The following is a 26,909-nucleotide window of genomic DNA, read 5'->3' on the forward strand; positions in this document are numbered from 1 at the left end:
GCTTGATAAATTAAAATCCTGATAAATCATTCTACTTTATCAGGATTTTTTTATGAGTAAAGCAAAAGAGAAACGCAGAGCCATGTGTTATGACTATCTCAGCGATGAGATAGAAACGCTTAATCGTCAAAATGTAGAACTTAAAGCCCAATTATCTGAAAACAAGAAGATAATCTACGCCCTAAAACAGACCATTGTTTACCTAGAATCAAAACAAAACTGGTTTGGCTCAGAAAGTCCTACGGTTGATATTTTGTATGAAAACATTATGTACCCTTTCAAACGTAATTATATGCAGTTATTAGGGGAAGTGTTAAGGGAAAATCAAACACGGTGGCTGACGATAGATTTCATTTTAGATAAGATGTTAGAAAAGGATGGGGTAAAAGTAAGGCTTGATTTTCCACATCATAGCTTTCACACCAGTTTATACTATGCTTTACGCAAATTACATCAACGGGGATTAGTTTTTCGTGAAGGGGATAACGATGTGCCCGAATCGGTATTAAATCAACTTATAGAAGATGATTGGAAGAAAACAAACGAGTCTCGTTGGTTAATCAATATGGGGGCATATAAAGTTACGATGGACGTTTAAACTTCCAACGGACATGAATTGTCGTGCGTTGCTCTCGCTCTACCATACCTTTTTCTAACCAATGCTTTAATGCACCTCGTACCGATACAGTATGCCCTTCCGTGAAAGCTGATTCAGGTTGGTTATCGGCTTTTAATAGCAGAAAGGTAAGTTCAGTCACACCAAAATAACGATTCGGCTCGGCTTTTAGTATGCTGAGCAAGGTTGTCCGCAGTTTGAGCTTAAAACGAGGTTTATGCGTGCGATAAGAGTATAATGTTGTATTATGTTCCTCTAAACGGGATTTGGCTTGCATAATGTCAATAGCTTGATGAAGTGTTGCAATCTTTTCATCCACCAAGACTAAATGTTGTAACACTTGTTTTCGTTCTCGTTGTAACTCGGTCAATTTTTTCTCAATTTGGTTTAAATACACTTGTTTTGCCATCAGTGAAAAATCACCTCTTGATATGCAGTTTCACGTTGCCAATAATGATTCCATTCGGTTTCATTGTGTGTGGTAAGACACTTCTCTAAAATATCACGGAACTGTGAACCATTTGATACCCGACGATTATCTTCACGGTAAGCCACTTCATTTGCATAGTTGAGTAAATAAGCGTTGCTCATTTTATGCATTTGTCCGTAGTACATCCGTTTGAATCGGGCAAAATAACTTTCCGCCTGATTGTTTGTTACCCCTAAATCACTACGGTATTCTTCCTTGTGATTTACCGTGCATAAATCGTAAAATGGCATAAGTACATCATACGCATGACTTTCATCGGTATTGATACGTGTGCCTCGCTCAACAAATTTGTCCGCAAAGCGTTTGACTGTCGATTGTGTTTCCCCGAACGTAACGGCAACCTGCGTGCTTTTTGCCCCACGATATAATGGGTTTTTCGCTTTTTCTTCTGCGGTATAATGCTCACGAGCAACTAAAATACAACGTTTTTCGGGATTTTGATTTTCCTTTAAACGGTAATCTATACGGTCAATCTTCTTATTCGCTTTACGAGGTGCAGGGTGAATATATGTGCCATCTATATCGACTTCGCCTGAAAAGGTGGCAAATTCTCGTTGTTCAAGTAAAGCTTTACGAATTTTATGCAACAATACATAAGCACTTTTATACTCAATGTTTAAATCCCGTGCCATTTGTAACGCAGAAATCCCTTTAACTGCATTTACAAATAAAGCGATGGCATATAAGTAGGTTTGGATAGGCAACTTGTGATTTGCAAAGATTGTGCCAGATGTTACCGAAAAGGTGTGCCGACAGCTATTCACTTTGCAACGCCATTGTTTGCGAGAGGCAATAAAATAAGCTTGATGACGGCAACCACATTTTGGACAGGTAACAATAGTTTCACTTCCCCACCTTAATTCGCAGAGCAACGAAAACGCCTTATCATCAGATAGCGTAGCTATCTTGATGGGCGAAAGCGTGCGGGCTTTGTTGGTTAATAGGAAGTGAGATGCCATTTATTTACTCTTATGTTATACTGTGCATATATTACATTTGAATTATGTCATAAAGTGCAACAAAAGTCAATAGAGTATGTTATAATGTGCATAATAAAACGTTTAAATCATCTGCTCGAAGTGTCAAATATGACAATTAAAGCCTTCTCAGACCAAACAGAAATCCCTTACCGCTCTGTACAAAGTTATTTAAGAGCAGAAAGAGAATTAAGTATTGATGCAGCTATAAAAATAGCTAATACATTGGGAGTTAGTTTAAATTGGCTCATACTAGGTCAAGGCGAGATGTTTATCAATCTTGCGGGGGAATCAACTATCAATGCAGATGAATCAAGCTTATTAGAGAAATATCGAGCAACAACTCAATCAGGTAAGAGAATTATTCAATCAACTTGCAATGTTATTTTAGAAGAACTCCAACCATAATTATGAAAAACCGTTTATCAAATAATGAATTAGAATCAAAAGAACAATCCCTTATCAATCATTACTGTAGAATGTCTCATGATACGCAGTTATTAGTATTTGATGTGTCATTTAAAATTTTATCTGAAGCACAAAAATATACATAAGACATCTATTTTGTAGGAAATAGTATTATTTTTGCGATCTTGCTCGAAAAATTTAAACGTATTTCTCGACAGGAATCGCCCAACTGTTAAAGTTACATCCAGTTATTAACCATCAATACTAATTGGAGGGCAGTTATGAACAGTACAACAAACTTAACCTTGAAAGCTCAATTTAAAAAATGGCTTGAGGAAGAACAGAAAACCGATGAGATGATCGCATTCGCTACTATACCGCACATTTTAAGACGGTTTGATAAGCGATTAGCGATTATTAAAGGAAATCAGCTTGAGAAACGTTATCTTCGTGAATGGCGAAAGTTATTTCGGATAGATAGAGAAATTTTTTAAACTTTAAGAATAAATATGTTAAATCAAATTATTAGCCTAAATAATATCTCTGCAGATATTTCAGAAAATTTTATTCGTGAACAGCTGCCTGAAATTCTTGATTTATTGTTAATTGACAGAACAAGATCAACTAAAAAAAACATTAAAAACATTATTTGGGCTAATAATAACTATATTGAACATAGTGCTAAATATTACGCTCCAACAGCTCAAATCAAGCCAGCTCTTATTACAGGAAAGATGGGGCGTCTTATTATGCCTAGAGCATTAAAATCACAAGATATTCAAAAAGAGAGAACAAGATCTAAAGCCGAAGTATTTACTCCGACATGGATAGTCAAAAAGCAAAATGATGTAGCAGAGCAAGATTATTTAAATGATGATTTAAAAACGTATGTATCACGAATATGGTTAGAACTCACTTGTGGTGAAGCTCCTTATATGGCTACTCGTTATGATATGGGAACGGGGAAAATTTTACCTATTAGTGAGCGAGAAGGTTTTGTAGATCGAAAATTAAAGCGAATTTCATCTGAAGTAAATGATAAATCTAAATGGCACTCTCTTGCTGTGCTTGCTTATCAAGCATCTTATGGTTTTGAGTGGAACGGTGATTCTCTTCTCTTAGCTCGCGAAAATTTACTCTACACTTACCGTGATTATTATCTTGAAAAATGGCAAGAAGAACCATCTTTTGACAATTTTAAATATATTGCTGAAATTATAAGCTACAATATATTTCAAATGGATGGCATTAAGTATATTATTCCTTTATCTGATACGGAAACGGTTGCATCAGAATTGCAACCAGATCTTTTTGGTGATAAAACTCCATCACAAGCTATAGCTCGCACAAATGGAAAACGTGTGAAAATAATGAATTGGCACACCAAAAAGATGGAGTTTTTTGATAAAGAGATAAGTACATAATGAATAACACTGAAATCAAAACTACAAAATTCATCTATCCTCAAATCTACGCTTATTCACTCCCTGATATTTCTGATAATGACGGATGGCTAAAAATTGGTTATACCGAACGACAAAATGTGGATGAGCGTATTCTTGAGCAAACCAAAACAGCAGCCATTAACCTTAAATATAATAAGTTATGGTCTGCCCCAGCAAAATTTAAAGACTCAGACGAGTGGTTTAAGGATAAACAGTTCCATGCCTATCTCCGAAACTTTAAAAAAGTTACCCAGCGTCCAAATACAGAATGGTTTTACTACAACGGAACACCTAACCTTTCTCTTCAGCACTTTGATGACTTTATTAGTAAGCAGCTCGTTCAGAGTCAGGAAAAGCTTGACTATCAATTAAGAGAAGAACAGCAGAATGCTGTCAATAAGACTTTAGAATATATACAGAATAATCCTAACAGTGAATTCTTATGGAATGCAAAACCTCGCTTTGGTAAAACGCTAACTACTTACGACTTAGTGCGAAAGTTGGATGTATCAAAGGTTCTCATTGTTACAAATCGCCCTGCTATTGCGAACTCATGGTTTGATGATTTTGCTAAATTCATTGCATGGCAAACGGATTTTGCTTTTGTTTCAACCAGTGATTCCCTTAAAAATCGTCCTGTTTTTACACGAGAAGAGTTTTTAGAGCAACAACATACTACTGGTAAACGAAGAATGATCGCTTTTATTTCATTACAAGATTTAAAAGGCGGAATTTCTTTTGGTGGTAGCTACAACAAATTATCATGGGTAAAAGAGCTTAATTGGGATTTATTGGTTATTGATGAAGCTCATGAAGGTGTTGATACAATTAAGACTGATATTGCCTTTGATAATATCAATCGCAACTTCACATTACATCTTTCTGGAACGCCATTTAAAGCAGTGGCTTCAGGTAAATTCAACGAAGATGAGATTTTTAACTGGAGTTATGCTGATGAGCAAGCAGCAAAAGAAAATTGGAGTGATGTTGAACAAAATAATCCTTATGAAAATCTACCTCGCCTAAATTTATTCTCTTATCAAATTAGCCAAATGATTACTGATGAAGTAAATAAAGGTGCTAAAATCGACGGTCAAAATATAGATTATGCTTTTGATTTGAATGAGTTTTTTGAAACGAATGAAAGTGGTAAATTCCTCCATGAAAACGACGTTAAAAAATGGCTAGATTCTTTAACTCGAAATGAAAAATATCCATTCTCAACTAAGGAACTACGTGAAGAATTAAAGCATACATTTTGGCTACTTAATCGTGTAGCAAGTGCAAAAGCCTTGCAAAAATTACTTGAAGATCATCCTGTTTTTGAAAATTACAAGATTATTTTAGCCGCTGGTGATGGACAAATTGACGATCAAATTGTTAATCAAAAATCATTTGAGCGAGTTAAACAAGCTATCAAAGAGAATGACAAGACGATTACTCTATCAGTAGGACAATTAACTACGGGCATTACCATTCCTGAATGGACAGCTGTTTTAATGCTTACTAATTGTCGTTCCCCGAGCTTATATATGCAAGCTGCATTCCGAGCGCAAAATGCTTGGAGTTACGAGCATAACGGTAAGGTTTATCAAAAACAAAATGCGTATGTTTTTGATTTTGCTCCTGAGCGAACTCTTATTATTTATGATGAATTTGCCAATAATTTATTTAGCCATACAGCAAATGGTGGTGGCACATCTGAAACACGCAAAGATAACATCAAATTATTACTCAACTTCTTCCCTGTTATCGCTGAAGATAACGAAGGAAAAATGATCGAGCTTGATGTAAATCAGGTACTAACTATCCCTAAAGCAATTAAGGCTCAAGAGGTTGTTCGTCGCGGATTTATGTCGAATTTACTCTTCCAAAATATCTCAGGTATTTTTGCATCATCAGAAGTGCGTGAAATTTTAGAACAGCTTAACCCTGTTGATATAGGAAAAGTAATGCCGCGAGAAACTGATGAAGAAATTGAAACGCAGGGTATTGAGGTAGATGGTAATGGCGAAGTTGTTATTGATAGCGACATTGTAATCGCTCAAACCGATGCTCGTTTTGGAGAAAAGGTTTACCAAACTCTTACAGCAGCAACAGAAGAAGCTATTAAATCGTCTGAAAGTGATATATCTACTCTTATTGCAGAAAGATTCAAACAAGAAGCGACTCAAGGTATGAAAGAGTTGGCAAAAGACAACGATGTATCAGCTAAATTTGCTGAGCGTGTTGTTCAGAAATCAGCGGAAACTATTGCCAAAAAAGTGGAGTATATTCAGAAACAAACTGAAATCAAAAAAGCAGAAGCTAAAGTAGAGTTGGAAAAAGTCATTGCAACAACTCAAAATCAAGATGAAATTGAGGAAGCCAAAGCTACTTTTGAAGAAAGATATCAGCAAATTGAAAATGATTTTAAAGAGAAATTACTCTCAACAGTTGAATCTGAAGCAAAAGAGATAGCGAAACAATCCACGAAAACAATTTTAGAAAAAGCTGAAGATAACAAGAAAAATCAAGTAGAAGATGATGTGCGCGCAAGATTGCGTGGTTTCTCCCGAACAATCCCCTCGTTTTTAATGGCGTATGGCGAGGCTGATACAACACTAGCTACATTCGATCAAACACTTAACAATGAAGTATTCAAAGAAGTAACGGGGATTACTCTTGAACAATTTAGAGTGCTTAGAGATACCTATAACTTCTTCGATGAAACCGTATTTAATGAGTCGGTCCAAGAGTTTTTAAGAAAGCGTAGCGAATTAGCAAACTATTTTGATGAAAGCCAAAAAGAAGATATTTTTGACTATATTCCTGCTCAAAAAACAAATCAGATCTTCACACCAAAAAAAGTAGTTAAGCTAATGCTTGATAAACTGGAAGAGGAAAATCCTGATATTTTTAGTGATCCTGATAAGACTTTTGCAGATCTATATGTGAAATCAGGCTTATATTTAACTGAAATTGTGAAACGTTTATATGTTGGTCTTGAGAAAAAAATACCTGATTCAGATGAGCGATTAAAACATATTCTTGAAAATCAAATATATGGTTTCGCACCTAGTGAGATCATTTATAACATTGCTAGAAACTTTATTTTCGGTTTTGATGAGAAAGCAAAAAATATTAACCAGTCTCATGTCGTTTACTTAGATACTACGCCTTACGCAAAAGAGGAGTTAAGTGATGAGTTTGAGAAAAAATGTGATGAATTATTTAGAGGTAAATAATAATGAAATTTGATGTCATAATAGGAAACCCCCCTTATCAACTAAAAGATGGTGGTGCACAATCCAGCGCAAAGCCAGTGTATCAATATTTCGTAGAGCAAGCTAAAAAACTAAAGCCAAATTATATATGTATGATTACACCTAGCCGTTGGTTTTCTGGTGGAAAGGGGTTAGATGAATTTAGGGATAGCATGCTTAAAGATTTATCTATTAGACAAATACATGACTATCCAGATGCATCAGAATGTTTCCCGAACGTAGAAATTAAAGGTGGAGTTAATTACTTTGTGTGGAATAGAGATAAACAAGGTAATTGTTTAATATGCACCTATAAAAAAAACAAGTTAATTTCGAAAATGGAAAGACCACTCAAAGAAGATAATATAGATATATTCATTCGTTATAATGAGGCAATATCAATATTTAGGAAAGTAAGAGAAATAAGTGAAGAAACTTTTTCAGAACTTATTAGTTCTAGAAAACCATTTGGTTTAGCTACCAATTACAAGTTTAATGGAACTAAAGATACAAACTTAATTAAACTATACAAGAATAGAGGGGTAGAATATATTTCAGAAGATGAGATATCTATCAATAAAGATTGGATTGGTAAACATAAAGTGATTATTCCATATGCAATAGGAAGTGGTGATGGTAAAACTGATAAAGTTAATCCTATTTACTCTGAGCCAAACTCCGCTTGCACAGAAACATATATTGTTATAGGTCCATTTGAAAGTGAAAAAATATGTAATAATGTTATAAGTTATATTAATACTCGTTTTTTTCATTTTATGCTTACACTTAGAAAAAATACACAGCATGCAACAAAAGGAACATATTTATATGTACCATTACAGGATTTTTCAAAATCTTGGACAGATGATGAACTATTTGTTAAATATAATCTTAATGAGGAAGAAATTAGATATATAAAAGAAATGATACACCCAGATGATTAAACAAAAAAGAGCTTAATTTAATTAAGCTCTTTTTATATAAATATTGTTTCAATCTTATTAGAATCCTGATGATGCAATAATTATATTATTGCTAATTTGATTCAGGATATGAATATCAAAGGGAACGAAAGATGAAGAGTTATCTTTATTGTTATTTATTGGGCAAAACATTTTTCCGTTTCTTAATTGACAAGTTATATTCCGTAAAGTTTCATCTATAACAATAAGACCACTATCAATAGCATTCAATAGGTTTTCAACATCTATTACAGCCCACTTTAAAAACGTTGTATTTGTTTTTAATGCATCTTCAAATTTCTTACCATTTGATATTCCGTATAAGAAATATTTTGCTTCAATCTTAAAGAATTCAGACATAACTCTTTCTTCGTTTTGGTTGTATTCTCTTTTATATCTAAAGGTAAAATCGTTATATGAAGCATAAAATGCATCTCTAAATCTATACTGTACGCCAAAAATTTGGTTATTTTTATTTTTTGCTATTGTGTCAATTCCATTATGAATATCTAGTTCTTCCAGTTTTTCTTCATCTATATTTACTTCTTCCCAGTTTAGCTGAGGATAGATTATTTGTTTAGCTAGATTTTTGAAAATGTAATCAGTAAAAATTCTATCACTTTGATATTTAGACATAATTTAACCTCTAAAAAAGTTCCTTAACGTTAATATTAAGTGCTGTTGCAATTCTATGAACATTGAGTAAACTTAGATTTCTTTCGCCACGTTCTACCCCACCAATATAAGATCTATCAAGATCACAAAGTAGAGCTAATGCTTCTTGGCTTAACCCTCTTTGCTTTCTTAATTCCCTTACTTTTTTGCCAAAGCAAACTAAATATGCATTTTTGTTCATTTTTTAATTACATCAGTAAACATAGTTATCTTCTACGGACTTTAAGTACCATTTATTTATTGAAATATAAAATCATTGGATTAGAAGTAGGAGTAGTCTTATCTAGACCCAGTTTAAGTATCTTGTTTATTGGTAAGTGGGAATATTTTGTAATTCGTCATTAAGTAGGGATGCTTTAATAATAAGCAATCAAACTAATAACTTCTTTTAGGATATTACGATTTTCATTTAAAATAGCGTAGTTTTATCAATGAGTTAAAAATATTTTTGGTATTTTATTATAAATCACTTGACAGTGATTCTGAATTTAGCTCAAAAGATTTTACTTGACAAAGCCCCTAATAATTAATACCATTTTTGCCACAGAGAATAGTCCCTTCATTATGACTTTTGTTTTAAGCCTAAAAAGGTTTTTAAATCAAGAGTGCTAATGAAGGGACTTTTTTTTATCTTTCTTGTTTCTTTCGTATAGCACTATAACTCTGAATTAATTTTTATTTTTAACTAAATAATCATGCTAAGGAAATAACAATGAAAGACAGACTAACTTCTCTTAGAAATAGACGCTATCCTATCTATTACTTTTTGAATGATGAATATGATGAGTATAGTAATGATGGAATAAGAATCCTTCATGGTAAAGCACCGTTAAATGGTGCTATTGATCTAAGTTTATTTGAGGATGATGAACTTGACTGGAATGAAGGTATAAAGAAAGAAGCGCAAAGGAAACAAGATGAATATGATAGATGGATGAGCTATCATGAGAACAATCCTTTTCATTGTGATGTAAAAGAGATTCCCACCTATTCTCAAGAATACGCCCTTTATCAAGCCCAAAGTTTGATTGAGAGCACGAACGAATATTGCAAATTTTTTTGTGGAGCACCAGAGAGCGCACTTATAACTCGTTTTCAAATAGAATGTATGAAAGAAGATACGCAACACTAGCGTAATCTAAGACAAAATATAATTTAGGATGGATAAAGCTAATAATATATTTTGTCATGACATAGATGAATACCACTTTAAATTTTATATAAGCTAAAAATAGCTTATCCAATACTTTATCCACTGATGGCAAGTTACTTTAAAGAGCCAATATTACTTGGGTATTCAAAGCATTATGCGACACGTTTAAGCCAATTTAGGTTATCTAAATGGGAAGTTCTGAGTGTCTGCGATACGGTTATTTGCTTTGAAACCCTTGTGATAACAAGGAATACTTTATGGCTCAACATTACTTACTTTCATCCCAATCCAAACAGCTTTCAATTAAACAAATTTGTCGTTTAACCGACGAACAAGCCTTTCAGATGTTAAAAGCCCATCGTTGGGGCAATCCTAATGATATCAATGATGTTTGTTGCCCGTTTTGTGGCATACGCCATCAGGCTTATTTTCTTCAATCTCGCAAACGTTGGACATGTAAACATTGCAAACGGAATTTCTATATTACGACGAACACGGCATTTGCTTTTCATAAATTGCCCTTAGTCGATATTTTGTTAGCTATTTCGCTCTTTGTGAATGAAGTCAAAGGGATTTCGGCAATAACAATGAGTCGTCATTTGAATGTGAACTATAAGACCGCTTTTGTCCTTTGTCATAAATTGCGTGAAGTGCTATTCAAAACCCGTGATTTAAGCCCCTTGCAAGGTGAAATCCACGAAGATGGGGCTTGGGTTAATTTTACATTACGCAAAACTAACTTCGCTAAAAATCGCTATAAACAGCGACAAAAAGCCGACAAACAAGGACGAAAATTTCCAAAATTCAGACCGACTAAGCGTTGTATCATCAGTCTCAATCAACGAGCATCTAATGATGAAACATTATGGGGTTCAAATAGAACGATTGTCGCTATGGACTATACTGAAAATGCCAAAACAATTCTGGCATTAAATCACCAATTCGTGAAACAAGGTAGCGATATTATGTGTGATGAAAATGGGGCGTATTATGACTTAGATTTTCATTACTCACGTTGGAGTGTTAATCATAAAGAATGTTACAGTGCAAAAGGTATCAACAACAATCTCGCTGAATCCTTTAATGCCCGCTTTCGAGATTTACATCGTGGTGTACATCATAAGTGTGATAACAAATACGCCCTACATTATGCTAACCAAGCAGCGTTTATGTCAGATAACCGTCAAAAGTCTAATGGCGAACTGTTTAGTGATATTCTCAAACGTTGCTTATGGGTATTACCATTAAGAGAATGGGTGGGTTATTGGCAAGGAAATCATCGCACGCAAGAGCTTATTGGCATGACCGCATTTAGCCCTGAAGAAATTTCTCAAAGCTATTTTAAAGCATTAAACGAACGTATGGCTTACGAAGAACGTTTACTTGCTGCGTAGTTCATCACGGGCATTTTTCATTAAATAGAACAAAATGCATTTGAAAAGCTTACCTGAAACAAGGTTGAGCGGGTTGGCTACGCTTGTAATAAGGAAATGTTGTGTAATCAGTGAGAAAATCGGCTAGAATTAGGTAAAAGAAATGCTCTTAACCCTGTTTTTGGCGTTAAGAGCATCGTAAATTTTATTGCGGTTAAGATTGCGTTTTGGGTTTTGTGCAACTGCTACATAATACCGAACGTTTTTTAAGAAACTAACCGCTTGTGATTTTCTCTATTATAGAGCAGAAAATTTTTCTGATTAGGTAGGAAATATTGAATAGGGTGTTGAGTCATTTTCAATAATAAGCGTGATATGACATGCTATATTTGGGCAAAACGAGAGTTTTAGTCTGTGCAAGAATTTGCCCAAATATTACTGCTTACGCCTTACAGAAAGACATTGTTATTTTTGTCCCTGTTTGATCTGACATAATTCTGACTTCGCCATTGTGCGCATTAACAATAGACTTGGTAATCGCAAGTCCTAAACCTGTGCCATTGTCTTTGGCGGATTGTCGGGTTCGGGACTTTTCAACACGATAAAAACGATTAAATAAATGAGGTAAATCTTCAGCTGGAATGGACTCGCCTTGATTGTAAACAGATAGAATGAGTTGTTGTTTTTGCTCTTGAATTTCTACCACAATTTCACTTTGGCGATTGGCATATTGTAATGCATTTGAGAGTAGATTACTGATTGCACGGCGTAGCATTAAGGCATTACCGTATAATTCGCCTGAACCTTTTAAAAGCAATTTAACCTGTTTTTCTTCTGCAACAAATTCAAAAAAAGCAAAAAGAGCGGTAATTTCTTGAGAAAGATTAACTAATTGTTTTTCTTTAATATATTGTCCATTTTCATTTTTTGCGAGAAATAGCATATCGGAAATAGTACGAGCAAGTCGTTCTAGTTCTTCGGCATTAGAAGAAAGAATATCAATATATTGTTTGTTTTCTCGTTTTTGACTTAACGTAACTTGCGTTTGGGTCAACATATTATTAATGGGTGTACGGAATTCGTGGGCTAAATCAGATGAAAATGCGGATAAACGTTGAAATTCATCATTTAACTTTGCCAACATTTGATTAATACCTTCTACAACGGATTGTAATTCTATGGGAATATCTGTGAGTTCTAATCGAAGATTTAATTTTTTGCCCGTGATTTTATTGGCTAATGCTTGTACTTTTTGGAGTGGTTTAAGTGTACTCCTGACGCTTAAATATCCTAAAATTGAGCCTATTCCACTTAAAATGAGTACAAAAATAACAAAACTGATTTTGATATTTTGCATAAAAAGAAGATGATGTCCTGTGGATGAAAATAAAATGCCCTGTAAGACAATTTTATCCAATGTAGTGACTGAAAACGCGACACCACGCAGAGTATGTGCGCCATTTTTCCATTCTAATAGCATTGAAATATCTTGAGTTTGCTGAATATCTTTTTGAATATTGGCAGGAATTGATGATGCATTTTTTGAGTGAGCAAATTCCGCTTGATTATAGTAAATGACTAAATCTGATGTTGAAGTATAGCGAGCGATCTGTTTATTTAAAACGGTCATTAGTTCATTAACGGTTGTATGACGAATTTCTTGTTGAATTAACCGCACTTTATTATTTAACTCGTTTTGATCGAGTTGTTGAAAATGTTGTTCAAGTGCAGAGAAACCGAAAAAACCGAGTAGGCTCAATAGGCTTACCATCACGATAGCAAATAAGGCTGAAAGGCGAAAAGTGAGAGAACGTTTATATATCATCTTCTTCCCTCAGATCTAAAACATATCCTACGCCACGTACTGTGTGAATAAGCTTGGGAGTATAACTGTCATCAATTTTATTGCGTAAACGACGAATCGCGACATCAATAACGTTAGTATCGCTATCAAAATTCATATCCCAAACATGAGAGGCAATGAGCATACGAGGTAAGACTTCTCCCTGCCGTTGAATGAGTAGCTCCAGTAAAGCAAATTCTTTGGTAGTTAAATCAATGCGATGACCTGCACGACTGACTTTTCGTTTCAGTAAATCTAATTCTAAGTCTGCTATTCTTAATGATGTTGTCTGAATTTTTTTTTCTTCATTTGGAATACGGCGTAGCAATGTACGAACACGCGCTAACAGTTCCGCAAACGCAAAAGGTTTTACTAAATAATCATCTGCACCTAACTCGAATCCTTTCACTTTATCTTCTACTTGATCTTTTGCAGTCAGTAACAGAATAGGGAATTTTTTCTCAGCTTGACGTAACATTTGTAACACTTGCCAGCCATCTAATTTCGGCAACATTACATCTAAAATGATTAATTGATAATCTTCAGTTAAAGCAAAATGCAAACCATCTACGCCATTGCGTGCGATATCAACCATAAAACCGGCTTCGCTTAAACCTTGTTTTAAGTAATCTCCGGCTTTGATTTCATCTTCTACAACTAAAATTTTCACAATGTCTCCTTATGTGGTTCAGAATTATAACAAGTTATTAAATCAAAAAGCGAAGATGACAAAATTGTAATGTTGCCGTCATCTTTATGTTGAGAAAGAAACGATATAGTGTACTTATAAAAATGAATATGTATTTCATCACAAATTCATTTTTTATGTTAGACAATTAATCAAACTTAGGAGTAAAAAAATGATTATGACACATTATATGGAGCTATTAGCTGCCTCGCCTTGGAATCTCATTTTATTTATGGTCATTCCAATGATTATTGGAGAATTGCTTGTTGCAACAGAATTTTTTGCCTTATTTTATAAAGACAACACCAGTAATCATTGGAAACATTGGAATAAAATTTTAAGTGTTATGCTCGGTATTTATTACACGATTGTGGCTGCTTATGTTGGTTTTATTATTGTACCGACTATTACTGAATGGCGTGGTTGGGTAGATAGTGCATCAATTGCATCACTATTATTAGCGACCTTTCCCATTTTTATTATTTTACTCATGGAGTTAAATGTCATTCATAAAAATCTCGCTGAGAGTGCAAAAATTAAATTACATGCAGTTTATCTTGTGATTTTCTTATTTGTGAGCCACTTTGCTATGATCTTTGGCATGGCAGATCCTATTTCAGCAGGCTATCAACCCACTACACCAGCAATGACTCATTCAATGCAAATGGATGCTAAACAAATGACGGAAATGCACAACCAAATGATGAGGGGCGAAATAACGCCTGAAGAAATGATGAAGATGCATCAAGAAATGACCCCTAATATGAATATGCCGAATACTCAAGGTGGTCATTTAGAACATCATAAATAATTATTCTGATCACATTTAAAAAATAATAGTGAATGGTACGTTGGCATATTTCTACTACAAACGGTAGGGTTTTGAGAGAAATTTTCAAATCATTTGACCTTAACCCTAGGTTAAGCTTTAACATTACGCCAATTCAATCTCAATAAAAATAAGGATATCTTATGAAACTACGCAAACTCACCCGCTCATTGATGCTTTTAAGTTTAGGCATAACCGCATTTGCTCAAGCACAAACACTTTCTATGGAAGTGTGGAAAAGTCCAACCTGTGGCTGTTGTAATGAATGGATCAGCTATATGCAGAAAAACGGTTTTGAGGTTAAAGTCAACGAAACAGGCAACTATGATGCACATAAACGCTTCAACATCAAAGACGAGCATACTTCTTGCCATACTGCTGTGGTTGATGGTTATGTGATTGAAGGACACGTGCCTGTAGAGGATATCAAACGTTTACTTGCAGAAAAAACCGATGCCGTTGGTTTGTCCGCCCCTGGGATGCCGATTGGCTCACCCGGCATGGACGGCGAAGCCTACGGCGGACATAAAGATCCCTATGATGTTATTTTGATTAAGAAAAACGGTGAAAGTGAATTGTTCAAATCCTATAACCAATAAGAGGAAAAAAAATGAAACGTCGAGATTTTTTACGTTATGGCATTGGGCTTAGCTTAGCCAGTAGCTCACTTTATAGCCTTGCGAATATGATGAACCACGCACAACATGGCAATATGGCGATGATGCATTCTGCACCTACAGGCTTAATGCCTCTCGAGGCGATGCCCTCAGGCTTATCACTCAATGGTATATTACCAAAGCTTGTTAACCAATCCACTCAAGCTGGAGTATTCAAAGCCACTTTAAAAGCAGAGTCCATTAAAATTCGCCTCGCAGACAATAAAGAAACGGAATTTTGGGCTTATAACGGACAACTACCTGGGCCACAAATTGAAGTATTTGAAGGCGATACCGTAGAAATTGAAGTTATCAATCACCTACCACAGCCCACAACGGTACATTGGCACGGTTTAGATGTGCCGAATGAGGCGGATGGTAACCCTATGGATATGATTGAACCACAAGGGAAAAAAATCTATCGCTTTACGCTACCCGAAGGCAGTGCAGGTACATATTGGTACCACCCTCATCCACACAATTATGTTTCCGAGCAAGTCTATAAAGGCTTAGCAGGTACTTTCGTTGTGAAAGCGAAAAATGATCTGCTTGCACACCTTCCTGAACAACATTGGGTTATTTCTGATCTGCGTTTAAATGCCGATGGTACCATTCCACCAAACACGATGTTAGATTGGATGAACGGACGTGAAGGGGAATTTGTGTTAATCAACGGCCAATATCAGCCTCAAATTCAAATGAAAACGAATGAACGCCTCCGTATTTGGAATGCTACCAGCGCCCGTTATTTTCGTTTAAACATTCCAGGGGTGAAATGGATTGTGGTGGGGACAGAAGGTGGTTTACTTGAAAAACCACGCACGCCTGTTGATGAACTGCTACTCACACCTGCAGAACGCGTTGAAGTGATTATGGTGGGTGAAACGCAAGGCAAGGTCAATTTGCAAAGTGGCTATTATGATCGCCGTAAAATGATGGTGCAGGAACAGCCTAAAGATCTCACTTTAGCGACAATTCAGGTGAAATCAGAATCTATTCAGTTACCTGAAAGCTTAAGAAGTTTGCCTAATTGGGACGAACCAAAACAGATTCGCCAAATTCGCTTTAGTGAAAAAATGATGAACCACACCAATATGCCAATGATGGATCATACCAAACATAGCACCGCTATGATTGCGACAGACACTCCTCTTCCGCCCATGATGGACGGTATGTTCCTAATCAATGGACAAACCTTTGATATGAACCGCATTGATTTTGTTACGAAAGTCAATGACGTAGAACAATGGGAAATTTTCAATGAAAGCCATATGGATCATCCATTCCATTTACACGGTACTCAATTTGAAGTGATTCAATATACCTTAAACGGCAAAACCTTTAAACCAGAAGGCAGAGCGTTAAAAGATGTGGTCAATTTACGCCCTTATGAAAAAGTGATTATTCGCTTTAAGCAAGGACACACGGGGTTGAAAATGTACCATTGCCATATTTTAGAACATGAAAATCTCGGCATGATGGGAATGTTTAAAGTGGAATAGTAGTATCTAACTATAAAAACAGAGGGGTTAGATAAAGTGAATGCATTAAATACCTTTCGAGATACTTTAAAAACGGAACATTGCGTATTAACGGCGCAGACCACGTATTCATGTATGGGGTTGGGGATAAATTATTGGTTTTTATGGAAAAATACCCTGAAGTTAAATTAGAACTAACGAGCGATATGAAATTTACCAATATTATTGTTGGGCGATTTGACGTGGTAACTCGCCATTGTTTAAAGCGTTGGTGGATGTACTGAAACAATAAATGGAGAAATCCGTTTGTTAGTCGAACTTTTATGAGAGAAATTGATGGAATAATGCTATTATTCCGTATTATTTTGAGATTAAAACTGTGGGAAAAATGAATAAGTTAGCATTATATTGTCGAGCCGGATTTGAGAAAGAAGTTGCCGGAGAAATTAACGATAAGGCGGCACAACTCGGTATTTTTGGCTTTGCCAATGTTAAAGAAAATAGCGGCTATGTTATTTTTGAATGTTATCAAGCCGGAGAAGCAGACCGATTAGCCAAAGAATTGGCGTTTAATCAGCTTATTTTTGTCCGTCAAATGATTGTTGTTGGGGATTTATTACAAGACCTGCCGGAAGGCGACCGCATTTCGCCGATTTTAGCGCAATATCAAACGTTAAATCCGAAAAACAGTAGTGAGATTTTTGTTGAAACGCCTGACACAAATGAAGCGAAAGAGCTTTTAACATTTTGCCGTAAATTTACCGTGCCACTTCGTAATGCCTTAAAGAAACAAGGCTGGTTAGGTGCAAAAGAAACCGCAAAAAATAGTGTGAGTTTGCATATTTTGTTTGTGGGATCGGGTAAATGTTATGTGGGTTATGCCTATAATCATAACCGTTCACCATTTTTTATGGGCATACCTCGCCTAAAATTCCCTGCTGATGCGCCTAGCCGTTCAACATTGAAACTAGAAGAGGCAATTTTAACCTTTATCCCACCGGCAGAAGAGAAAAAACGTTTTACGGAAAATATGACTGGGGTAGATCTTGGTGCTTGCCCGGGTGGCTGGACTTATCAGTTAGTTAAACGTGGTTTATTTGTGTATGCGGTCGATCACGGGAAAATGGCAGCCAGTTTACACGATACGGGTAGAATTGAGCATTGCCCTGAAGATGGTTTTAAATTCCAACCGCCTAAGCGTAAGCAAATTGATTGGCTTGTGTGTGATATGGTGGAGCAGCCTATGCGAATTAGCAAACTGATGGCGAAATGGTTGTTAAATGGCTGGTGTCGAGAAATGATTTTTAACTTGAAACTGCCGATGAAAAAGCGTTATCAAGAAGTTCAGCTTTGCTTAAATTATCTTGAAGAAGAGCTGGCGAAAAATGGTTTCTGGTTTAAAATTCAAGCAAAACATCTTTACCACGACCGTGAAGAAATTACCGTTCATATTGCGGTAATGGGTAAGAAGTAAAATAAAATCCCCTCGAAGGGGATTTTTTATGGGTTTAAAGAAAATTCTTTATCTGTAGAGCTATAACGAATACCTGAATGTGAACCCTCAGCACCGTTAAAATAGATATTTTTAGATTGAGAGCAAGCGGTAATGGTTAATACACCAAGAAGCAATAAAGCGATTTTTTTCATATTGACACCTATAAGATAAAAAGAGCCTCATTATAGAGATTTCTTCTCTATTTGCAAAATTTTCCCCGAAATTGACCGCTTGCTTATGCTAAAATCCTAGCAAATTTTCAGACTAGGATTTTTCAATGAACAAGCAAGGCAAACCTTTTATTCTCCATTCTCCTTTCAAACCTTCGGGCGATCAGCCGACTGCGATTGCCAAATTAGTTGAGGGGTTGAATGATGGCTTGGCACATCAAACCTTGCTAGGTGTAACAGGATCGGGCAAAACCTTTACCATTGCCAATGTGATTGCAACTTTAAACCGTCCGGCAATGGTACTTGCCCCGAATAAAACCCTTGCAGCACAGCTTTATGCCGAGATGAAAGCCTTTTTCCCTGAAAATGCGGTAGAGTATTTCGTATCCTACTACGACTACTATCAGCCCGAAGCCTATGTGCCAGCCAGCGACACTTTTATTGAAAAAGATGCATCTATTAATGAGCAGATCGAACAGATGCGACTGTCCGCTACCAAATCTTTTTTAGAAAGACGGGACACTATTGTTGTGGCGTCGGTGTCGGCAATTTACGGCTTAGGGGATGTCGATGCCTATATGCAGATGATGTTGCATTTGCAAGTAGGCGAGATGATCGACCAACGCAAAATTCTCTCTCGCCTTGCTGAATTGCAATATACCCGCAACGATCAAGCCTTTCAGCGTGCGACTTTCCGTGTGCGTGGCGAAGTGATTGATATTTTCCCTGCCGAATCGGACGATGTTGCTTTGCGTGTGGAGTTGTTTGATGATGAAATCGAAAATCTCTCCTTATTCGATCCGCTTACAGGACATAGTTTAGGGCGTGTTCCCCGTTATACAATCTACCCGAAAACCCACTACGTTACGCCGAGAGAGCGGATTTTAGAAGCGATTGAACAGATCAAAAAAGAGCTTGCCGAGCGTCGAACCTACTTTATCAAAGAGAATAAATTACTCGAAGAACAGCGGATCGCCCAGCGTACCCAGTTTGACATTGAAATGATGAACGAGTTGGGCTACTGCTCTGGCATTGAAAACTACTCACGTTATTTATCAGGCAGAAAAGAGGGCGAACCGCCTCCGACCTTGTTTGACTATATGCCGTCAGACGGTTTGCTGATTATTGATGAGTCCCACGTTACCGTGCCACAAATCGGCGGTATGTTTAGAGGCGACCGAGCAAGAAAAGAAACTTTGGTGCAATACGGTTTCCGTTTGCCGTCCGCTTTGGATAACCGCCCATTACGTTTTGAAGAGTTTGAACGTTTATCGCCACAAACGATTTATGTCTCGGCAACCCCCGGACCTTACGAATTAGAGAAAAATCCTGATGTGATTGACCAAGTGGTTCGTCCGACGGGTTTACTCGATCCGATTATCGAAGTTCGCCCTGTGGCAACGCAAGTGGACGATTTATTATCGGAAATTCATAAGCGTGTAGCAGTGGACGAACGAGTGCTAGTCACAACGCTAACCAAAAAAATGGCGGAAGATTTAACCGACTACCTCGATGAACACGGCGTGCGAGTGCGTTATCTACACAGCGACATTGACACAGTCGAGCGGGTCGAAATTATCCACGATTTACGAATGGGAATGTTTGATGTGTTAGTCGGGATCAACTTGTTGCGAGAAGGTTTGGATATGCCCGAAGTGTCGCTGGTGGCGATTTTAGATGCCGACAAAGAAGGCTTTTTACGTTCCGAACGTTCTTTGATTCAAACCATCGGACGTGCCGCCCGAAATCTCAACGGCAAAGCAATTTTATACGGCGACCGCATTACCAACTCAATGCAAAAAGCGATTACCGAAACCGAACGCCGCAGAGAGAAGCAGCAAAAATACAACGAAGAACACGGCATTGTGCCACAAGCGTTGAACAAAAAAGTCGGCGAATTGTTGGATATTGGGCAGACGGATAAACCGAAACGCAGTAAAAAATCTGCAAAATCTAGCGATGATCAGACCGCTTACATTCCAAAATCTCGTAAAGAGTTAGAAAAAGAACTGAAAGTGCTTGAACAACAGATGCGAGATTTTGCTAAAGATCTTGAGTTTGAAAAAGCGGCTGCGGTGAGGGATAAGATTCATCAGTTGAAGGCGTATTTATTATTAAGCGAGTAAAATAAGGAAAATAGATATGCCAAAAAATTATACAGAATTATTTTCAACAGCTACACAGTTAGTTCAAGCAGGAAAACTAGATGAAGCGATAGATATTTATCAATCAATTCAGAAAGAGGATTCTGCAGAGTGGTTTGCAAATGCTCAAGTTAATTTAGGCGTATTGTTTTATAAACAGGGAAAAGCATCTGAGGCGATAGGGGCATGGCAATTGATTCAAAAAGAGGATTCTCGTGAACTATTTGCAAAGGCTCAATTTAATTTAGGTGTGCTATTTGATGAGCAAGGAAAAGCCTCCGAGGCGATAGACATTTATCAATCAATTCAGAAAGAGGATTCTGCAGAGTGGTTTGCAAATGCTCAAGTTAATTTAGGCGTATTGTTTTATAAACAAGGAAAAGTGTCTGAGGCGATAGGGGCATGGCAATTGATTCAAAAAGAGGATTCTCGTGAACTATTTGCAAAGGCTCAATTTAATTTAGGTGTGCTATTTGATGAGCAAGGAAAAGAGGTTGATTTTGCCATTCAGCAATAATTTCCCAATGGCTTCCCATATAAACGGCTTGGCGGAGTTGGCAGCCGTTTTCTGCAAAATGAGGCGTTAATTTGACCGCTTGTGGGTTGTTCTAGCCCGGCAATTAAACGCAAAATGGTTGTTTTACCGCAGCCGGAAGGGCCGAGTAAGGTCGTCATAGAACCTTGTTTTAAGGTTAAATTGAAATCCTGAATAATATGAGATTTCCCAAATGACTTATGGAGATTTTTTAAGACTAAGAATTCACTCTTCATTTTAACCTTTACGATAGATCAATTTATTAAATCCGAAAATAACAGCCATCATGACTAAAATCAGTGTAGAACCATAAGCGACAGCTAAACCATAATCGCCATCTTCAACCCTGCTTAAAATATAAGATGTTGCAACTTGGGTATTGGGGGTCACTAAGAAAATAATCGCACTAATAGTCGTCATTGAACGCACAAAGCTGGTAACCAATGCCGATAATAAGGCTGGTTTGAGTAATGGTAGCACGATAAAACGGAAGGTATCAAATGCACTACCTTTGAGTGTGAGTGAAGCTTCCTCAAGAGATTTGTCGATCTGTGCCAGTCCAGCCATTGCTGAACGCATACCGATTGGCATATTACGGGTGACCATGGATAAAACAATGATGATACTTGTGCCTGTTAAATAAAATGGTGCATTATTAAACGCCATCACATAAGAGAGCCCTGCCACCGTCCCTGGTACTGCAAAGCAGAGTAGCGTAAGGAACTCAAAATACTTTTTGCCTTTAAATGGTTTGCGAGCAGTGAGGTAAGCTATCAGTAAACCGATGATAGCGGTAATCGGAGCTGCACAAAGAGCAAAAGTGACCGTATGAATAAGGGAAGGGAAACCGCCAAAATTGATGCCTTGCCCAAATAGACGAAGATAGTGCTTGAGGGTAAAGCTGTGATCGACACCCCAATTCACTACAACACTACCAAAGAAAATCGAACCATATAAAACGGCATTAAATAGAACCCAAATAACTAAAATGCAAATGATCAGTTTTTTTAGACCGCTTGCAAGAGGAGTATGATTTGTTTGATTTCCTTTTCCGGATACTGTTGTGTAAGTGCGTTTTCCGATCCACCAGTATTGAATTAAAAAGCAAAGTAGGGAGAAACTGAGAAGAATAAATCCCATGGTGCTGGCAGCTGCATAGTTAGGTTGTGCGCCGACAATATAAAAATAGATTTGTCCAGCAAGGACTTCGTAATTTCCACCTAAAACGAAAGGTGTACTGAAGTCGGCTAGGGATTGAACAAAAGTAATTAAAAATGCATTGCCTAATGCCGGTTTTAGTAGCGGAAAAAGCACAAATCGGAAAGTTTGGTTTGCTGAGCCTCTTAAACTATAACTGGCTTCTTCGAATTGAGCTGGAATATATTTTAACGCTCCTTCGATAACCATAAACGCCATCGGCGTTAATGCGAGGGTATGCGAGATAAGAATACCATTAAAACCGTAAAGCCAATTCTTACTGATACCAAAATACTCAACAAGAATTTGGGTAATATAGCCTGTTCTGCCCATCAATAGTACAACACCAAGCCCAACAACGAATGGGGGAGTGACAATCGGTAAGATCGAAAAGAGTTTTCCTAAAAATTGTGTTTTCTTTGCAATTCGAGTGGTGTAAAGGGCTAAGCAAAGCCCGAGTAATGTTGAAAGCAAGCCAACAGAAGCTGAAACACGAAGAGAATTCCAAATCGTATTTAGCAAGTGCGATTGAAGAAAGACCTGTTTTGCAGATTGCAGAGAATAAGTGCCGTCTTCATAAAATAAATGGCTAAAAATTGCTAATGAAGGGTATAAAATAAAAACAAATAAAAGAATAAAAACGGCGAGCAATGAACCAATGATAAAACGTTCGCCTTGCATGACTCGCAATTGGGCTAGGGCTTCAACCGTGAGCATAAAAAGGGATAAAAACAGAAAGATAACGGCATACCCCAAGCGTATTTGACAAAATATGGCAGAAAGTAAAATAAAACTTGTGATGCCGATAAGGGCATAAAGGCGATTTTTAGGCGGCTTTACCCATGGTATAGCGAGAAAACTGCCAAACCATACCCAACTGAGATTGATTTCATGCCATCCCATTGCAGCAAGCCATTCTTGGCTTGTTGAGCCCCATAAGCCATAGTGCAATGCATGAGTAGGCAATGCAATAAAAGCAATGACCGGCAAGATAAGCCAAAGAGGGGAGCGAGTAGAAAATAGATGCATGAATTGATAAAAAATGTAAGCGGTTAAATTTCCCAAAAATATTGCGAATTCTAGCAAAAATTTAACCGCTTGCGTGAAGGTTCTTGCTTATTTTGTTAATTTATCAGCAAGTTTGACTTCTTCAACCCATTTATTGATGAGGCGTTTACCTTCTTCACTTGAACCAAATTTTTCAAAATCATACTCTACTAGGTTAAGTGTTTCAGGTTTTGGCAGCTTTGAGGAGGCTTCCGCATTGATGACGGTCGGCATTTGGTATAAGCCGTGATCACGCCAGGTAAGTTCTTGAACTTCTTTTGTTAAAACAAAGTCTGCAAATAATTTTGCATTTGCTAAATTACGTGCATTTTTGATGATACTTGAGCCTCCGAGTGCATAGCCGATTTTCCCTTCAGGAAGGACATATTCAATCGGGTTTCCTTTTTCTTTTTCTGTGGTATAAGCATGAATAAAGCCGATGCTCTCTGCAATTTCGCCTCTCACTAAATTAGAGGTTACGAGGTTGCTTTTTGGATATTGAGAGATATTAGCATCTAATTTTTTTAAGTATTCAAAGGCTTTTTCTTCTCCCCAAAGTGAAATAAGAGTCGCCATAACCGTAAATGTTGTGCCGGAAGAACGAGGATCTGGAATTTGGATCTCACCTTGAAGTTTAGGGTTGAGTAAATCATCCCAAGTTTTTGGCATTTCTAGCCCTAATGTTTTTAATTTCTCTGTATTTACACCCATACCTAGAACAAGCATATAAATAATGGAGGTATATTCTCCTTTTTTAGAAGCGGTTAGATTTTTAAATTGAGGAAGGATATTCGCTTGATTTGCTGGGCGGAATGGTTCAAGAAGACCGAGATCAGCAGCTTGGAAATGAGGTTCAATCGTACCACCATACCAAACATCTGCTTGAGGATTATCTTTTTCAGCTTTGAGTTTACCTAAAATCGTTCCTGTGCTGGCATGAATAAAAGAAGTCTCGACATCATATTTCTTTGCAAAACGTTGAGCAACGTCTTCACACACTTCGTTTTGTACGGTGCAGTAAATATTTAAACGACCTTCTGCTAATGTCGGATTTGACATCAATAAAGGTGTTGCTACGCCGAGTCCCCAGAGCACTTTTTTAAGTTGTTTTTGCATATGATTTCCTTACAATATTTAAAAGAAAAGTGGAGGGAATGTATCATATGGATAATATCTGTCAAGGATAAACGTTATTCTGCTTAGAATGACATTTAAATAGGCAAAATGAATTTTTTTTAGGCGGTTGGCAAAAAAAATCATTTTTCTGTTTGACAGCGGAGTTAAAATCCGTAAAATGCACCTCGTTGTTTAGCGCAACGCTCCAAATGCGGGAATAGCTCAGTTGGTAGAGCACGACCTTGCCAAGGTCGGGGTCGCGAGTTCGAGCCTCGTTTCCCGCTCCATTTTTTATCTTATCAACGGCGTGTTAGCAAAGCGGTTATGCACTGGATTGCAAATCCATGTAGCTCGGTTCGACTCCGGGACACGCCTCCATTAACTTATTTTTCAGTTGTTTTACAAATCTAAAGCTATATAAGCTTAGTAATTTCAATCCTTGTGTAAAATTACTATTCGAATTAGTCCAAAGTAAATCTATTCTATCCAAATTTTTTGTGGGTGTTTTGGAGGTAATCACATAATATCTTCTGTGGAATAAATATATATTTCGTTGTCAGATTAAGTACGAAACTAAAAAATTAAAAAAACTCTATTTTTTATGAACTTTCCCGTTTTTCTTGAGTCTGACTAAACGTAACTGATTTATCAGCAGCAAGTTTTTTTCATTTTCTTAATAAGACCTCCGCCCGTATTCGAATATTGAATACGGGCTTTTTTTTGAGCGAGATTTGCTAACCGTAGGGCTAGGTTGTGATACAATCATACTAATTTGATTTCACGATAAAATTAGCATGGAAAAAGCATTAACATTTTTCTTTTATGATTACGAAAGTTTTGGCGTTAATCCTGCCGTAGATCGCCCTGCGCAATTTGCAGGTATTCGTACCGATGAGCAATTCAACATTATTGGCGAACCTGTAATGTTTTATTGCAAGCAAACATCTGACTACCTACCATCACCCGAAGCGGTAATGGTAACAGGTATTCTACCGCAACAATGTAACGCTGAAGGGCTTTCTGAACCCGAATTTGCGACACGTATTCATGCCGAATTCAGCCAGCCAAATACTTGTGTGATTGGGTATAACAATATTCGATACGATGATGAGATGACACGTTATACCTTTTTCCGCAATTTTTTTGATCCTTACGAATATAGTTGGAAAAATGGAAATTCCCGTTGGGATTTGCTTGATGTGGTTCGTGCGTGTTATGCGTTACGTCCGGAAGGGATTGAATGGGTAACGGATGAAGAGGGAATTCCTAATTTTAAATTAGAGAATTTGACCAAAGCCAATGGCATTGCCCACGAAAATGCGCATGATGCTATGTCGGATGTATACGCAACCATCGCAATAGCAAAATTGATCAAAGAGAAACAGCCTAAATTATTTCAATTTTTCTTTGAGCATCGTGGAAAAAAAGAAATTGAGAAATTGATTGATACCGCAGAAATGACACCGCTTGTTCACGTATCAGGTATGCTAGGGAATTATCGTGGTAATACAGCTTGGGTTGTACCTCTTGCATGGCATCCAACAAATCAAAATGCAGTCATAGTGTGTGATTTATCGGGCGATATTCAAGGCTTATTAAATGAAAGCAGCGAAGTATTAAAAAATCGCCTTTATACAAAAAGAACAGAACTTTCTGAGCAAGAAAAGCCTGTGCCGTTGAAATTAGTGCATATCAATAAATGCCCTATTCTCGCACCGGCAAAAGTATTACTTCCGGAAAACGCTGCACGTTTAGGTATTGATAGAGAGCAATGCCTAGAGAATTTAAAAGCATTAAAGGCACAAAAAAGCCTTGTGCGTGAGAAAGTGATTGAGATTTTTACTGAAGATCGTACTTTTGCACCGAGTGATAATGTTGAAACATCGCTTTATGATGGCTTTTTCTCGCAAGCGGATAAAAATAATATGAGTATTTTGCGTAGCTTGGCACCGGAAGAGTTAGCCCATCACGGCTTACAATTTGCGGATCCTCGTGTGGAAAAATTATTATTCCACTATCGAGCAAGACATTATCCGGAAACATTAACACGCGCTGAACAAATTAAATGGCAGAAGTATTGCCATCAACAACTGGATTCACGGGCGGAGCAATTTGCACAATCCATCGAAACATTATTCCAAATTCATCACGATGATGAAGAAAAGGTAAAATTATTGGAAGAATTGACCGCTTATGTGGCTCAGATTTCACAGGCTCAAGGTGTAGCCTATACACAAAAAGAACAGCAGCCTAATTTAGTGAATGAGTTAAATCAAGTGGCAGAAAATACGATGAGCAAAGCAGAAAAGTTGGCGATGTTAAAAACTTTGATTAAGTAATCTAAAGTAAAGGGCAAGTATTTGA

At 37.0% G+C, this 26,909-nt stretch carries 25 protein-coding genes, 2 tRNA genes and 1 pseudogene; 18 read left to right on the forward strand and 10 right to left on the reverse strand.

Annotated features, from left to right (window positions below; all coding sequences use genetic code 11):
- The first annotated feature begins 52 nt into the window (after nucleotides 1-52).
- The gene (locus DDU33_RS08050; RefSeq protein ID WP_108924323.1) at nucleotides 53-598 is read left to right on the forward strand and encodes a hypothetical protein; all 546 of its coding nucleotides are present in this window, start codon (nucleotides 53-55) and stop codon (nucleotides 596-598) included.
- Here DDU33_RS08050 and DDU33_RS08055 read toward each other — a convergent pair.
- Together DDU33_RS08055 and DDU33_RS08060 are read right to left on the reverse strand one after the other, a co-directional pair.
- On the reverse strand, nucleotides 582-1,025 hold the full coding sequence (locus DDU33_RS08055) for a DNA repair protein (protein WP_108924324.1): 444 nt from the start codon (nucleotides 1,023-1,025) through the stop codon (nucleotides 582-584). The two genes, DDU33_RS08050 and DDU33_RS08055, sit on opposite strands and share 17 nt — an antisense overlap.
- Nucleotides 1,025-2,065 (reverse strand): IS1595 family transposase, encoded by a 1,041-nt coding sequence (locus DDU33_RS08060; protein ID WP_108924326.1) that lies wholly within the window; start codon nucleotides 2,063-2,065, stop codon nucleotides 1,025-1,027. The genes DDU33_RS08055 and DDU33_RS08060 overlap by 1 nt, the downstream gene beginning before the upstream one ends.
- Nucleotides 2,066-2,149: 84 nt before the next feature.
- Here DDU33_RS08060 and DDU33_RS08065 point away from each other — a divergent pair, with 84 nt between their 5' ends.
- The 5 genes from DDU33_RS08065 to DDU33_RS08085 all read left to right on the forward strand — a co-directional run bounded on the left by DDU33_RS08065 (nucleotide 2,150) and on the right by DDU33_RS08085 (nucleotide 8,125).
- Complete coding sequence (locus DDU33_RS08065; RefSeq protein ID WP_108925289.1) at nucleotides 2,150-2,491, forward strand: helix-turn-helix domain-containing protein; 342 nt, start codon at nucleotides 2,150-2,152, stop codon at nucleotides 2,489-2,491.
- Nucleotides 2,492-2,772: 281 nt separating this feature from the next.
- Nucleotides 2,773-2,985: a tRNA delta(2)-isopentenylpyrophosphate transferase gene (locus DDU33_RS08070; RefSeq protein ID WP_108924328.1), complete on the forward strand. Its 213-nt coding sequence runs from the start codon at nucleotides 2,773-2,775 to the stop codon at nucleotides 2,983-2,985.
- 15 nt (nucleotides 2,986-3,000) lie between these two features.
- A complete protein-coding gene (locus DDU33_RS08075) occupies nucleotides 3,001-3,915 on the forward strand; it encodes a restriction endonuclease (RefSeq protein WP_108924330.1) in 915 nt (304 codons plus the stop codon).
- Nucleotides 3,915-7,163, forward strand: a complete 3,249-nt coding sequence (locus DDU33_RS08080) for a DEAD/DEAH box helicase family protein (protein WP_108924333.1) — start codon at nucleotides 3,915-3,917, stop codon at nucleotides 7,161-7,163. Before DDU33_RS08075 ends, DDU33_RS08080 begins: the two co-directional genes overlap by 1 nt.
- A 2-nt stretch (nucleotides 7,164-7,165) precedes the next feature.
- Nucleotides 7,166-8,125, forward strand: coding sequence for an Eco57I restriction-modification methylase domain-containing protein (locus tag DDU33_RS08085; protein ID WP_108924335.1), 960 nt, complete (start codon nucleotides 7,166-7,168; stop codon nucleotides 8,123-8,125).
- 57 nt (nucleotides 8,126-8,182) lie between these two features.
- Here DDU33_RS08085 and DDU33_RS08090 read toward each other — a convergent pair whose 3' ends face one another.
- A complete protein-coding gene (locus tag DDU33_RS08090) occupies nucleotides 8,183-8,779 on the reverse strand; it encodes a hypothetical protein (protein ID WP_108924337.1) in 597 nt (198 codons plus the stop codon).
- 10 nt (nucleotides 8,780-8,789) lie between these two features.
- Nucleotides 8,790-8,999 (reverse strand): helix-turn-helix domain-containing protein, encoded by a 210-nt coding sequence (locus DDU33_RS08095; protein ID WP_108924600.1) that lies wholly within the window; start codon nucleotides 8,997-8,999, stop codon nucleotides 8,790-8,792.
- Nucleotides 9,000-9,530: 531 nt separating this feature from the next.
- Here DDU33_RS08095 and DDU33_RS08100 point away from each other — a divergent pair.
- Together DDU33_RS08100 and DDU33_RS08105 are read left to right on the forward strand one after the other, a co-directional pair.
- The gene (locus tag DDU33_RS08100; protein WP_108924602.1) at nucleotides 9,531-9,950 is read left to right on the forward strand and encodes a hypothetical protein; all 420 of its coding nucleotides are present in this window, start codon (nucleotides 9,531-9,533) and stop codon (nucleotides 9,948-9,950) included.
- Between the two features lie 278 nt (nucleotides 9,951-10,228).
- Complete coding sequence (locus DDU33_RS08105; RefSeq protein WP_108924604.1) at nucleotides 10,229-11,365, forward strand: IS1595 family transposase; 1,137 nt, start codon at nucleotides 10,229-10,231, stop codon at nucleotides 11,363-11,365.
- Between the two features lie 421 nt (nucleotides 11,366-11,786).
- On the opposite strand, the gene DDU33_RS08110 is transcribed toward DDU33_RS08105, so the two are convergent.
- Together DDU33_RS08110 and DDU33_RS08115 are read right to left on the reverse strand one after the other, a co-directional pair.
- Nucleotides 11,787-13,169, reverse strand: a complete 1,383-nt coding sequence (locus tag DDU33_RS08110) for a heavy metal sensor histidine kinase (RefSeq protein ID WP_108924606.1) — start codon at nucleotides 13,167-13,169, stop codon at nucleotides 11,787-11,789.
- A complete protein-coding gene (locus DDU33_RS08115) occupies nucleotides 13,159-13,857 on the reverse strand; it encodes a heavy metal response regulator transcription factor (RefSeq protein ID WP_108924609.1) in 699 nt (232 codons plus the stop codon). The genes DDU33_RS08110 and DDU33_RS08115 overlap by 11 nt, the downstream gene beginning before the upstream one ends.
- A gap of 190 nt (nucleotides 13,858-14,047) precedes the next feature.
- Between DDU33_RS08115 and DDU33_RS11005 the strand changes: the two genes are divergently transcribed.
- From DDU33_RS11005 to rlmM, 5 genes are all read left to right on the forward strand, one after another.
- Nucleotides 14,048-14,686 (forward strand): DUF6803 family protein, encoded by a 639-nt coding sequence (locus DDU33_RS11005; protein WP_244175313.1) that lies wholly within the window; start codon nucleotides 14,048-14,050, stop codon nucleotides 14,684-14,686.
- 161 nt (nucleotides 14,687-14,847) lie between these two features.
- Nucleotides 14,848-15,303 (forward strand): DUF411 domain-containing protein, encoded by a 456-nt coding sequence (locus DDU33_RS08130; RefSeq protein WP_108924614.1) that lies wholly within the window; start codon nucleotides 14,848-14,850, stop codon nucleotides 15,301-15,303.
- A gap of 11 nt (nucleotides 15,304-15,314) precedes the next feature.
- The gene (locus DDU33_RS08135) at nucleotides 15,315-16,862 is read left to right on the forward strand and encodes a multicopper oxidase family protein (protein WP_108924617.1); all 1,548 of its coding nucleotides are present in this window, start codon (nucleotides 15,315-15,317) and stop codon (nucleotides 16,860-16,862) included.
- An 80-nt stretch (nucleotides 16,863-16,942) separates the two neighbouring features.
- Nucleotides 16,943-17,125 carry a type 2 periplasmic-binding domain-containing protein gene (locus DDU33_RS08140; protein ID WP_244175314.1) on the forward strand — a complete coding sequence of 61 codons (183 nt, stop codon included), beginning with the start codon at nucleotides 16,943-16,945 and terminating at the stop codon, nucleotides 17,123-17,125.
- A gap of 104 nt (nucleotides 17,126-17,229) precedes the next feature.
- On the forward strand, nucleotides 17,230-18,315 hold the full coding sequence (gene rlmM / locus DDU33_RS08145; RefSeq protein WP_108924619.1) for a 23S rRNA (cytidine(2498)-2'-O)-methyltransferase RlmM: 1,086 nt from the start codon (nucleotides 17,230-17,232) through the stop codon (nucleotides 18,313-18,315).
- A 26-nt stretch (nucleotides 18,316-18,341) separates the two neighbouring features.
- On the opposite strand, the gene DDU33_RS10930 is transcribed toward rlmM, so the two are convergent.
- Complete coding sequence (locus tag DDU33_RS10930) at nucleotides 18,342-18,488, reverse strand: hypothetical protein (RefSeq protein WP_005819320.1); 147 nt, start codon at nucleotides 18,486-18,488, stop codon at nucleotides 18,342-18,344.
- Nucleotides 18,489-18,613: 125 nt separating this feature from the next.
- Here DDU33_RS10930 and uvrB point away from each other — a divergent pair, with 125 nt between their 5' ends.
- Complete coding sequence (gene uvrB, locus DDU33_RS08150) at nucleotides 18,614-20,632, forward strand: excinuclease ABC subunit UvrB (protein WP_108924621.1); 2,019 nt, start codon at nucleotides 18,614-18,616, stop codon at nucleotides 20,630-20,632.
- 16 nt (nucleotides 20,633-20,648) lie between these two features.
- Entirely contained in the window at nucleotides 20,649-21,167 is a 519-nt protein-coding gene (locus DDU33_RS08155; protein WP_108924623.1) for a tetratricopeptide repeat protein, read from the forward strand.
- Nucleotides 21,168-21,235: 68 nt separating this feature from the next.
- On the opposite strand, the pseudogene DDU33_RS08160 reads toward DDU33_RS08155, so the two are convergent.
- The 3 genes and pseudogenes from DDU33_RS08160 to DDU33_RS08170 form a co-directional block, all read right to left on the reverse strand.
- Nucleotides 21,236-21,421 (reverse strand): annotated as a pseudogene (locus tag DDU33_RS08160) (ATP-binding cassette domain-containing protein); the annotation flags it as partial.
- A gap of 1 nt (nucleotide 21,422) precedes the next feature.
- Nucleotides 21,423-23,411, reverse strand: a complete 1,989-nt coding sequence (locus DDU33_RS08165) for an ABC transporter permease (RefSeq protein ID WP_108924626.1) — start codon at nucleotides 23,409-23,411, stop codon at nucleotides 21,423-21,425.
- An 87-nt stretch (nucleotides 23,412-23,498) separates the two neighbouring features.
- Nucleotides 23,499-24,545, reverse strand: a complete 1,047-nt coding sequence (locus DDU33_RS08170; protein ID WP_108924628.1) for an ABC transporter substrate-binding protein — start codon at nucleotides 24,543-24,545, stop codon at nucleotides 23,499-23,501.
- A gap of 211 nt (nucleotides 24,546-24,756) precedes the next feature.
- On the opposite strand from DDU33_RS08170, the gene DDU33_RS08175 reads away from it, so the two are divergent.
- The 3 genes from DDU33_RS08175 to sbcB all read left to right on the forward strand — a co-directional run bounded on the left by DDU33_RS08175 (nucleotide 24,757) and on the right by sbcB (nucleotide 26,884).
- A tRNA-Gly gene (locus DDU33_RS08175) sits at nucleotides 24,757-24,832 on the forward strand.
- Nucleotides 24,833-24,849: 17 nt separating this feature from the next.
- A tRNA-Cys gene (locus tag DDU33_RS08180) sits at nucleotides 24,850-24,923 on the forward strand.
- Nucleotides 24,924-25,339: 416 nt separating this feature from the next.
- The gene (gene sbcB / locus DDU33_RS08185; protein WP_108924630.1) at nucleotides 25,340-26,884 is read left to right on the forward strand and encodes an exodeoxyribonuclease I; all 1,545 of its coding nucleotides are present in this window, start codon (nucleotides 25,340-25,342) and stop codon (nucleotides 26,882-26,884) included.
- Nucleotides 26,885-26,909: the final 25 nt, after the last annotated feature.

This window comes from Actinobacillus porcitonsillarum (assembly GCF_003101015.1).
GTDB lineage: Bacteria > Pseudomonadota > Gammaproteobacteria > Enterobacterales > Pasteurellaceae > Haemophilus_A > Haemophilus_A porcitonsillarum.